General features: G+C 67.1%; 7 protein-coding genes and 1 pseudogene. 5 read left to right on the top strand and 3 right to left on the bottom strand.

Annotation, left to right across the window (positions count from 1 at the left end; all coding sequences use genetic code 11):
* A pseudogene (locus B4F19_RS05555) lies at positions 1-254 on the top strand (hypothetical protein); the annotation flags it as partial.
* Positions 255-290: 36 nt separating this feature from the next.
* On the opposite strand, the gene ispG reads toward B4F19_RS05555, so the two are convergent.
* Positions 291-1421 (bottom strand): flavodoxin-dependent (E)-4-hydroxy-3-methylbut-2-enyl-diphosphate synthase, encoded by a 1131-nt coding sequence (gene ispG, locus B4F19_RS05550; RefSeq protein ID WP_292733394.1) that lies wholly within the window; start codon positions 1419-1421, stop codon positions 291-293.
* 80 nt (positions 1422-1501) lie between these two features.
* On the bottom strand, positions 1502-1783 hold the full coding sequence (locus B4F19_RS05545) for a 2TM domain-containing protein (RefSeq protein WP_228177682.1): 282 nt from the start codon (positions 1781-1783) through the stop codon (positions 1502-1504).
* A gap of 197 nt (positions 1784-1980) precedes the next feature.
* Here B4F19_RS05545 and B4F19_RS05540 point away from each other — a divergent pair, with 197 nt between their 5' ends.
* On the top strand, positions 1981-3906 hold the full coding sequence (locus B4F19_RS05540; protein ID WP_292733233.1) for an anthranilate synthase family protein: 1926 nt from the start codon (positions 1981-1983) through the stop codon (positions 3904-3906).
* A 30-nt stretch (positions 3907-3936) separates the two neighbouring features.
* On the opposite strand, the gene B4F19_RS05535 is transcribed toward B4F19_RS05540, so the two are convergent.
* Positions 3937-5250: a M50 family metallopeptidase gene (locus B4F19_RS05535; protein WP_292733231.1), complete on the bottom strand. Its 1314-nt coding sequence runs from the start codon at positions 5248-5250 to the stop codon at positions 3937-3939.
* 64 nt (positions 5251-5314) lie between these two features.
* On the opposite strand from B4F19_RS05535, the gene B4F19_RS05530 reads away from it, so the two are divergent.
* From B4F19_RS05530 to pflB, 3 genes are all read left to right on the top strand, one after another.
* Complete coding sequence (locus B4F19_RS05530) at positions 5315-6958, top strand: Mur ligase family protein (protein ID WP_292733229.1); 1644 nt, start codon at positions 5315-5317, stop codon at positions 6956-6958.
* 32 nt (positions 6959-6990) lie between these two features.
* Positions 6991-7254, top strand: a complete 264-nt coding sequence (locus tag B4F19_RS05525) for a GlsB/YeaQ/YmgE family stress response membrane protein (protein ID WP_228177678.1) — start codon at positions 6991-6993, stop codon at positions 7252-7254.
* Between the two features lie 184 nt (positions 7255-7438).
* Positions 7439-9709 (top strand): formate C-acetyltransferase, encoded by a 2271-nt coding sequence (gene pflB / locus B4F19_RS05520; RefSeq protein WP_292733227.1) that lies wholly within the window; start codon positions 7439-7441, stop codon positions 9707-9709.
* The last annotated feature ends 80 nt before the right edge of the window (positions 9710-9789 follow it).

Below are 9789 nucleotides of genomic sequence, written 5' to 3'. Positions count from 1 at the left end.
CTCTGCGAGCAGAGCGCGCGCGCGAGTGGTCAGCCCGCGCTCGCGAGCACTTCGTCGCGGCGTACGTCGCGGCTGCGGCACCCGATGACGGCAGCGACGGCGACACCGGCGCGGACCTCACCGGGCCTCACCGTGTGCTGCTGGACGCTTACGTCGCTGATAAGGCGGTGTACGAGGTCATGTACGAGATCCGCAACCGGCCCACGTGGGTTTCGATCCCGCTGGAGGCGCTCGAACGCGTTGCGAGGTCCTAGACTCCCGGACCCAGGCGCGTGGGAGTCCGGGGCTTCTCAGCTCGTGACGACCTGCGCAGTACCGAGGGGGGCGTCGGGGCCCATCTCGTCGGCGAGCCGGTTGGCCTCTGCAATGAGAGTGGCGACGATCTCGGACTCGGGAACCGTCTTGATGACCTCGCCCTTGACGAAGATCTGACCCTTGCCGTTGCCGGAGGCAACGCCCAGGTCGGCATCCCGGGCTTCTCCCGGTCCGTTCACGACGCACCCCATGACAGCCACGCGCAGCGGCACCGTCATGTCTTTGAGTCCCTCGGTGACGTTGTCGGCCAGGGAATACACGTCGACCTGGGCTCGCCCGCATGAGGGGCACGACACGATCTCGAGCTTTCGCTCACGCAAGTTCAGCGACTGCAGAATCTGGTGCCCGACCTTCACCTCTTCGGCGGGCGGCGCAGACAGCGAAACGCGGATGGTGTCGCCGATCCCCTCACCCAGCAGGATGCCGAAGGCGGTAGCGGATTTGATGGTGCCCTGGAAGGCGGGACCGGCCTCGGTCACCCCGAGGTGCAACGGCCAGTCACCCCGTTCGGCGAGCAACCGGTAGGCCTTGACCATCACAACGGGATCGTTGTGTTTGACCGAAATCTTGAAGTCGTGGAAGTCGTGTTCTTCGAACAGCGAGGCCTCCCACACCGCGCTCTCCATGAGCGCCTCGGGAGTCGCCTTGCCGTACTTCTCCAGCAGGCGCCGGTCGAGCGACCCGGCATTGACACCGATCCGCAGCGACACCCCAGCCGCTTGCGCGGCCTTCGCGATCGCCCCGACCTGGTCGTCGAACTTGCGGATGTTGCCGGGATTGACGCGAACCGCCGCGCAACCGGCGTCGATGGCTTGGAAGACGTACTTCGGCTGGAAGTGGATGTCGGCGATCACCGGGATCTGGCTCTTTCCCGCAATGATGTGCAGCACGTCAGCGTCATCCTGCGACGGCACTGCCACGCGCACGATCTCGCATCCGGATGCCGTGAGCTCGGCGATCTGCTGCAGCGTGGCGTTGATGTTGGTCGTCGGCGTCGTCGTCATCGATTGGACGCTGACGGGCGCATCTCCGCCGACAAGGACCTTACCCACCTTGATCTGGCGGCTCTTGCGGCGCGGAGCGAGGGTTTCGGGGACCTTCGGCATTCCGATGTTCACAGCTGGCACGGGACCAGCCTACGCATTCCGGCTGGGTGGCAGGCCGAGGTCGCCGAGGTGGGTCGGCGCTACTGCAGTCGGCGCATCTCGTCCTGGATCTTGCTCTCGGCGAGCGCGCCGCGGGTCGGACCGTACGCGTTGAAGCCCGCGAAGGCAACCCCGATCGCGATTCCAGCGATCGGCCAGGCGGGCCAGAAGTACCCCATCCCCGTCAGCGCCCAAATGAGAACAAAAAAGATGGAGAGCACCACCCATGTCGCCAGGGTGTACCAGAACCCCTGCTTTGCGCGAAGACTTGCGACCGCGCGCTGGCGGAGCTCGTCGGAACCACTACCCTGCGGATCTGTCATGTCTCGAATGTATTGCGAGCTGGCACCCGAGCGCCAGAGACTCGGCGCAGCGCAGCAGCGCTGTGGTAGTTTCGGCGCATGTTCGCGAGCACCCCATGGTGGCCCACCGTCTGAGGCGGTGTGCTCGTTGATCCTGAGACCGCCCCCGGGGCGGTCTTCTTTGTGAGGGTGGCCGCCCCACGACGAAAGACCGATCCATGACCGGGACTCCCCTTCCCTCCCTCGCCGGACTCGCCACCAGCGACATGCCGTTCGCGATCCTCGCCCGTGACTCCGCAACCGTCGAGGTGCTCACCGGCGAGGTTATCGACGTGGAGCTGCTGCGCGACATCCCGCTCCTGGCAGCCGACGGCACGCCGCGAGAGGTTCTCGCGCTCGTTCCGTTCCGACAGGTGAGAGAGCGCGGATTCGCGTGCCACGATGACGGCGCACCGTTGCGGTGTCTTGTCATCACGGAGCGCGCCACGTATCCGCGAGACGAAGCGCTGGCCGTCCTTCCCCACGACGTCATCCCGCTGCGGGACGCCGGGTTCGACATCGACGACGAGGCGTACGCCGACATCGTGCGCCGGGTCATCGCCGATGAGATCGGGCGCGGCGAAGGCGCCAACTTCGTCATCCGTCGCGATTTCACGGCAGATGTCGATGCTGACCCGCGGGTCGCGGCCCTCGCCTGGTTCCGGGCCCTCCTGGAGCACGAGCGCGGCGCCTACTGGACTTTCGCGGTGGTGACCGACGGCCACGTGGCGGTCGGAGCGAGTCCCGAGGCTCACGTGAGCGCCGAGGCAGGCATCGTCACGATGAATCCGATATCGGGGACATTCCGCCACCCCGAGGGTGGAGCCACCGTCGACAACCTCAGCGAGTTCCTGCGCTCCACGAAAGAGACCGAAGAGCTGTTCATGGTCGTCGACGAAGAGCTCAAGATGATGAGCGCCGTGTGCACGGACGGCGGACGCATCACCGGCCCGCACCTGAAAGAGATGTCCCGTCTCACGCACACCGAGTACATGCTGCGGGGCTCGAGCAAGCTGGACCCGCGCGACATCCTGCGCGAGACGATGTTCGCACCCACGGTCACCGGCTCCCCCATGCAGAACGCGTGCACGGTCATCACCCGTCACGAGACGACACCCCGCGGCTACTACTCGGGCGTCGCCGCATTGTTCACGCCACGCACGGACGCCGCCCCCGGCCAGGGAACTGACGCTGTCACCCACGACCTCGACGCCCCGATCCTGATCCGCACCGCCTATATCGAAAACGGACGCCTGCGGGTGCCTGTCGGCGCCACGCTGGTGCGCCACTCCGACCCCTACGGCGAGGTCAGCGAAACACATGGCAAGGCTGCGGGCGTGTTGGGCGCGATCGGCGCGATCCCGCGCGAAGTCCGGCCCGCTGTTGTGATTCTCGACGAGGATGCCCCCGCCGCTGCCCCTGCCCGGCTGGCTGACGACCCGACGATCGCCGCACTCCTGGAGTCCCGGAACGCCCGGCTCGCGCCGTTCTGGCTGAACCCGCAGGAACAGGCAGGCGCCGGACCGTTCGCGGGGCGACGCGCGCTGGTCATCGATGCCGAAGACCGCTTCACGACGATGCTCGCGCACCAGTTGAGCCACCTCGGCCTCGACGTCTCGATTGTACCGTGGGATGCCGTTACCGATGACGAGGTCGACGCGGCGGAGCTGCTGGTCTCGGGCCCCGGCCCCGGAGACCCGCTGGATCCGTCGTCGGCCCGCATGGCCCGGCTGCGAGAGATCATCGCGCGGCGCCGCGCGGCATCGGCACCGCTGCTGACGGTGTGTCTGAGCCATCAGATCCTCGCCAGCGAGCTCGGCATCGACCTCGCTCCGCTCGCGCAACCCCACCAGGGCCTGCAGCTGACCGTCGATGTCTTCGGGCAGCCCGCCTCGATCGGCTTCTACAACACGTTCACGGCGCGCTGCGCTTCGGGAACGACGATTGCCGGTGTGGAGATCGCAGCGGATCCGGCAACGGGCGACGTCTACGCCCTTCGGGGCACCGGATTCGCCTCGGTGCAGGGCCACCTCGAATCGATCCTCTCGCGCGACGGCATGTCGACCCTGCATCAGCTCATCGAGTGGGCCCTCGCCCCGGAGTGATCCCCGCGGCGCGTCGGCCGCGCGACTCGCTCAGCCGAAGAGCGGGATGGGGTTCACGAGGTCGGCGATGATCAGGACCGCGGTCATCGCGATCAGGGCTATCACCACGACGAACGTCAGGGGCACGAGTCTGGTCGCGTCGATCGGGGCCGGTTCAGCACGCCCGCGAATCCGCGCCCACCAGTTGCGGATGCCGCCCCACAGCGCCACGACGATGTGACCACCATCCAGGGGGAGAAGTGGCAAGAGGTTGAACACGAACAGCGCGATGTTCAGCGACGCCAGCAGCGACAGGATCACGGCGATGCGATTGACGACCGGGGCGTCGGTTGCCGCGACCTCTCCCGCGATCGCCCCGGCGCCGACGATACTGAGCGGCCCGTTCGGATCACGCTCGGCACCGGTCACCAGCGTCGCCGCCGTTTCGTAGACCTTGACAGGAAGTTGCACGATGATCCCGGCAACGGTTCCGACATTGTCGACCGCAGCGATGGGGCCTGACCAGATCGGCTGACGCACGTAGTCAAGAGTCCCGGTGACGCCGATGACCCCGACCTGGTTCTCGACACGCTGCCCGTCCTGATCGACGACCTGACGGGTCACGGTGTCGGGTGTCACCGACAGAGTGAGACGCTGGCCGTCGCGGTCGACCACGATCGGTACGCTCTGGCCCGGAGCTGCCTGGATGAGGGCAGCTGCCGTGGCGAAATCAGAGACCTCCTGACCACCCACCGACACGATGACATCGCCGGGTTGGATGCCTGCTGCCGCCGCCGGTGACGGCGGATCGCCGGCCTGACATTCCTGGCCAGCCTCGGCGGGGACGCAGGCGCTCACCGACGCGACGGTGTTCGTCACGGTCTGCACACCGATGCCGCTGAGCACAAGCGTCATCAGAACGACCGCGAAAACCAGGTTCATGAGCGGACCACCGAGCATGATGATCACGCGCTTGTAGACCGGCAGCCGATAGAAGACGCGGTCGTCGTCGGCGCCGTCGAGTGTTTCGTCGTTCGCCGCGCGGGCATCCTGCACCATCGTCGCGAAAAAGCCGCCCCCGGCATGTCCCGAGACTGTTCCGCCGTCTGCAGCGCGCGCAGCCGGCGAGGGTGGGTACATTCCAGCCATGGAGATGTAGCCGCCGAGCGGTATCGCCTTCACGCCGTACTCGGTCTCGCCGCGGCGACGGGACCACAGCGTGGGTCCGAAACCGACCATGTACTGGCCGACGCGCACCCCGAATCGCTTCGCGGGGACGAGGTGCCCAATCTCATGCAGCGCGATCGACACCGCCAGGCCCACAACGAGCACGACGACACCGACGATGAAGGCGACCACATCCACGCCGCCACGCTATCGGCTCTGCCTTTGAGTCAGCCCAGTGCGCGGGTGAGAAGATGGAGGCGCCATGACGACAGATCCCGCGAACCTGCCGCCCGTGCTCCGGCCGCAGAACCCGCCCGCGCACCGCCTCGCGGACCTCGCGGCACACCTCGGAGCACCGATCGAGCAGCGCGTCGGCGGCGGCGATCAGGATGCGGACACCGACGCCTCGGCATCCGTCACCGGTCTCACCCTCGCGACCGCAGACCTCCGCCCCGGCGACCTCTTCGTCGCCGTCCAGGGAGGGACGCGCCACGGCGCGGAGTTCGCGGACGATGCCGCAGCGCGAGGCGCCGTCGCTGTCGTCACGGATGCCGCGGGCCGCGAGCGCGCCCTGGCCAGCGGCCTGCCGACGATCGTCGTTCCCGACCCCCGCGGGAGCCTCGGCGCCCTGTCGGCGTGGGTCTATGCGACCGGACCGAACGACACGCTTCCGATCCTGTTCGGGACGACCGGCACGAACGGCAAGACGAGCGTGTCCCACCTGCTCGAGGGCATCCTGACGCAGCTCGGCGTCACCGCCGGGCTCTCATCAACCGCCGAACGCCACATCGCCGGCGATGTCATCGTGTCCCGTCTCACGACGCCCGAAGCGTACGAGATGCATGCCCTGCTCGCCCTCATGCGCGAACGCGGGGTCGAGGCCGTCGCCATCGAGGTCAGCGCGCAGGCCCTGAGCCGCCAACGGGTCGACGGCATCGTGTTCGATGTCGCCGGGTTCACCAACCTCTCCCATGACCACCTCGACGACTACGCCGACATGGCGGAGTACTTCCAGGCCAAGGTGCCGCTGTTTCGCCCCGACCGCTCACGCAGAGCCGTGATCTGCCTCGACTCGGCATCGGGCGCCGATGTCGTCGCTGCCTGCGAGGTGCCCTACGTCACGATCGGAACCCCCGCGATCGCCGCTGACCCGGATGCGGCAGCAGCAGCTGACTGGACTGTCGAGATCCTCGACGAACTGCCCGACGGCACACGTTTCCGCCTGTCGGGTCCCGGAGGTCGCTCGCTGTCCACGACGGTGCCGGTGATCGGGCGCCACATGGCCGCCAACGCCGCCCAGGCGATCGTCATGATCTTCGAGGCTGGCTACGACTGGGAACGCATCACGCGGGCCCTCGACAATGACGTCATCCGCGCGTACTTGCCCGGTCGAACCGAGCTCGTCTCCGGCCCCACTGGTCCCGCGATCTACGTCGATTTCGGCCACTCCCCCGATGCCTTCGAGAAGACACTCGCCGCGGTCCGCCGCGTCACGCCGGGGCGCGTGCTCATGCTCTTCGGCGCCGATGGTGACCGTGACAAGAGCAAACGCCACGACATGGGCGGCACCGCGGTCGAGGGCAGCGACATCCTGGTCATCACCGACCACCACCCGAGATTCGAGGACCCGGATTCGATTCGGGCGACCTTGCTGGAGGGTGCACGGCGAGCGCGTCCGGATGCCGAGATCTACGAGTACTCGCCGCCCGAGCGGGCGATCGTCGAGGCTGTCGCGCTCGTCGGCGACGGCGACGCGATCCTCTGGGCAGGGCCGGGCCATCAGGACTACCGCGACATCCGGGGCGTCCGCACGCCATACTCGGCGCGCGAGCTGTCGCGCCGCGCGCTGCGCGAGGCCGGCTGGCCGGTGCCCGAGCCACGCTGGCCCGTTCCCTACCCCGACTGACCCCGCTTCGCCCGACTCGAGAGGACCTTCCCGTGGGTTTCTTCGCCTTCGCCATTCTCGGCATCCTGACGGGCATCATCGCCCGCATCATCCTTCCCGGCAAACAGGTCGGCGGCTGGTTCGTCGCGATCTTGCTGGGCCTGCTCGGCGCGATGGTCGGCGGGTGGATCGCCGGGCTGTTCGGACTGGATGTCTACACGACGTTCTGGAACTTCTCGGGCTGGGTGTTCGCGCTGATCGGCTCGATCGTGGTGCTCCTGCTGTTCGGTCTGATCTTCGGGCGCAAGCGCAGCTGACCACTTGTGGTCTGACCACAAACATGTGTGTGGTCAGACCACATGGATTTAGGGATTCGTGCATCTTTCCGACGGGGTTCCTTCGCGGGTCTAGCGTCGGTGTCAGAAGCACTCCCGCGGCGGCGTAATCCGTCGCCGAGACGAGTGACCCACACTTCGACACCCACGAAGGAGATGCGTCACCATGAGCACCGTAACCCCCACCCCCGTCGACCAGGCAGACGCGATCCCCGCAGCCTGGGACGGATTCGTCGCCGGCCCCTGGCAGGACGCCATCGACGTCCGCGACTTCATCCAGCGCAACTACACGCCCTACAGCGGTGACGCCTCGTTCCTGGCTGGGGCAACCGAACGGACGCAGCGAGTCTGGCAGACACTGACCGCGATGTTCCCCGCAGAGCGTGAGCGCGGTGTGTACGACGTCGACGCCACGACGCCCTCGACGATCACCTCGCACGCACCGGGCTATATCGCTCGTGACGACGAACTGATCGTCGGCCTGCAGACCGACGCCCCGCTCAAGCGGGCCATCATGCCCAACGGTGGATGGCGGATGGTCAAGGGTGCCCTGGAGACCTACGGCTACGACGTGCCGGCGGATCTGGAGAAGATCTTCACGACCTACCGCAAGACCCACAACGACGGCGTGTTCGACGTCTACCCGCCCGCCGTCCGCCGGGCACGCAGCAGCCACCTCATCACGGGGCTTCCGGATGCCTATGGCCGCGGCCGCATCATCGGCGACTACCGCCGGGTCGCACTGTATGGAACGGACGCCTTGATCGACGCGAAGAAGGCTGAACACGCCGAGCTCGACATGCACTTCTCGACCGAGGACATCATCCGGAGCCGCGAAGAGAACGCCGAGCAGATCCGCGCGCTGCAGGAGCTGACCCGGATGGCAGCAACCTACGGTTACGACATCGCGCGTCCCGCCGCGAACGCCCGCGAAGCGCTGCAGTGGCTCTACTTCGCCTACCTCGGCGCGGTGAAGGAGCAAAACGGCGCAGCGATGAGCTTCGGCCGCAACACCGGGTTCCTGGACGTCTACATCCAGCGCGACCTGGAGGCCGGCATCCTCGACGAAACGGGAGCGCAGGAACTCATCGACGACCTCGTCATCAAGCTTCGGATCGTGCGGTTCCTGCGCACGCCCGAGTACGACGCCCTGTTCTCCGGCGACCCGACATGGGTGACCGAGTCGCTGGGGGGCACGGGCGTTGACGGGCGAACCCTGGTCACCAAGACCGCGTTCCGTTTCCTGCAGACGCTGTACAACCTGGGCCCCGCACCCGAGCCCAACCTGACGGTGCTCTGGTCGGATGACCTCCCCCGCGGGTTCAAGGAGTTCTGCGCGAAGGTCTCGATCGACACGTCCTCCATCCAGTACGAGTCGGATGCCCTCATCCGGGGCCTGTGCGGAGACGATGCTGCCATCGCCTGCTGCGTCTCGCCCATGAGCGTCGGCAAGCAGATGCAGTTCTTCGGCGCCCGGGTGAACCTCGCCAAGACCCTGCTCTACGCCATCAACGGCGGCCGCGACGAGGTCACCGGCAAGCAAGTAGCTCCCGTCATGCCGGCAGTGGTCGGCGACGTGCTCGACTACGACGATGTGCGCGGCAAGTTCCGCACGCTCATGGAGTGGCTTGCCGCAACCTACGTCGATGCGCTCAACTGCATCCACTACATGCACGACAAGTACGCGTACGAGCGCCTCGAGATGGCCCTGCACGACCGGGAGGTCCTGCGGACGATGGCCTGCGGCATCGCTGGGCTGTCGGTAGCGGCAGACTCCCTCTCGGCGATCAAGTACGCTCGGGTCTCCCCGGTTCGCGATGAGACCGGCCTGGTCACCGACTACGTCGTGGAGGGCGAGTTCCCCACCTACGGCAACGACGACGACCGTGTCGATGACATTGCACGGGAGCTCGTGACCGAATTCATGGAGATGCTGCGCTCGCACCCGACCTACCGGGATGCCGTGCACACCCAGTCCGTGCTGACGATCACCTCGAACGTCGTCTACGGCAAGGCCACCGGCAACACCCCCGACGGCCGCCGGGCGGGAGCGCCCTTCGCCCCGGGCGCGAACCCGATGAACGGTCGAGACACGCACGGAATGCTGGCAGCTACGCTCTCGGTCGCCAAGATCCCCTTCGACCAGGCGCAGGACGGCATCTCGCTGACCACGACGGTCGTGCCCGCGGGTCTCGGTCGCACCGAGGATGAGCGAGTCGCGAACCTCGTCGGGCTCCTGGATGCGCAGATGGCAGCTGGTGGCTACCACCTGAACGTCAACGTCCTCACGCGGGAGACCCTGGAAGACGCTATGGAGAACCCGGAGAACTACCCCCAGTTGACCATCCGGGTGTCGGGATATGCGGTCAACTTCGTTCGGCTCACGCGCGAGCAGCAGCTCGACGTGATCAGCCGCACCTTCCACGCGGGGGTGTGACATGGCCGCCGTCGCGCTCCCCCAGCCGTCGGTCCACGCGGGCCGCCTCGAGACGCATCACGCGCGTCTGGAGGCGGCCC

This window comes from Microbacterium sp. UBA1097, from assembly GCF_002313585.1.
Taxonomy (GTDB): Bacteria; Actinomycetota; Actinomycetes; order Actinomycetales; family Microbacteriaceae; genus Microbacterium.
Note: the sequence above shows the minus strand (reverse complement) of the source record. Positions and strands in the feature narration are given on the sequence as shown.

What these genes read in the sequence shown, in the direction of transcription:
- ispG (WP_292733394.1), bottom strand. Translation starts at nt 1,421, where the DNA reads ATGCCGAAGGTCCCCGAAACCCTCGCTCCGCGCCGCAAGAGCCGCCAG.
- B4F19_RS05545 (WP_228177682.1), bottom strand. Translation starts at nt 1,783, where the DNA reads ATGACAGATCCGCAGGGTAGTGGTTCCGACGAGCTCCGCCAGCGCGCG.
- B4F19_RS05540 (WP_292733233.1), top strand. Translation starts at nt 1,981, where the DNA reads ATGACCGGGACTCCCCTTCCCTCCCTCGCCGGACTCGCCACCAGCGAC.
- B4F19_RS05530 (WP_292733229.1), top strand. Translation starts at nt 5,315, where the DNA reads ATGACGACAGATCCCGCGAACCTGCCGCCCGTGCTCCGGCCGCAGAAC.
- pflB (WP_292733227.1), top strand. Translation starts at nt 7,439, where the DNA reads ATGAGCACCGTAACCCCCACCCCCGTCGACCAGGCAGACGCGATCCCC.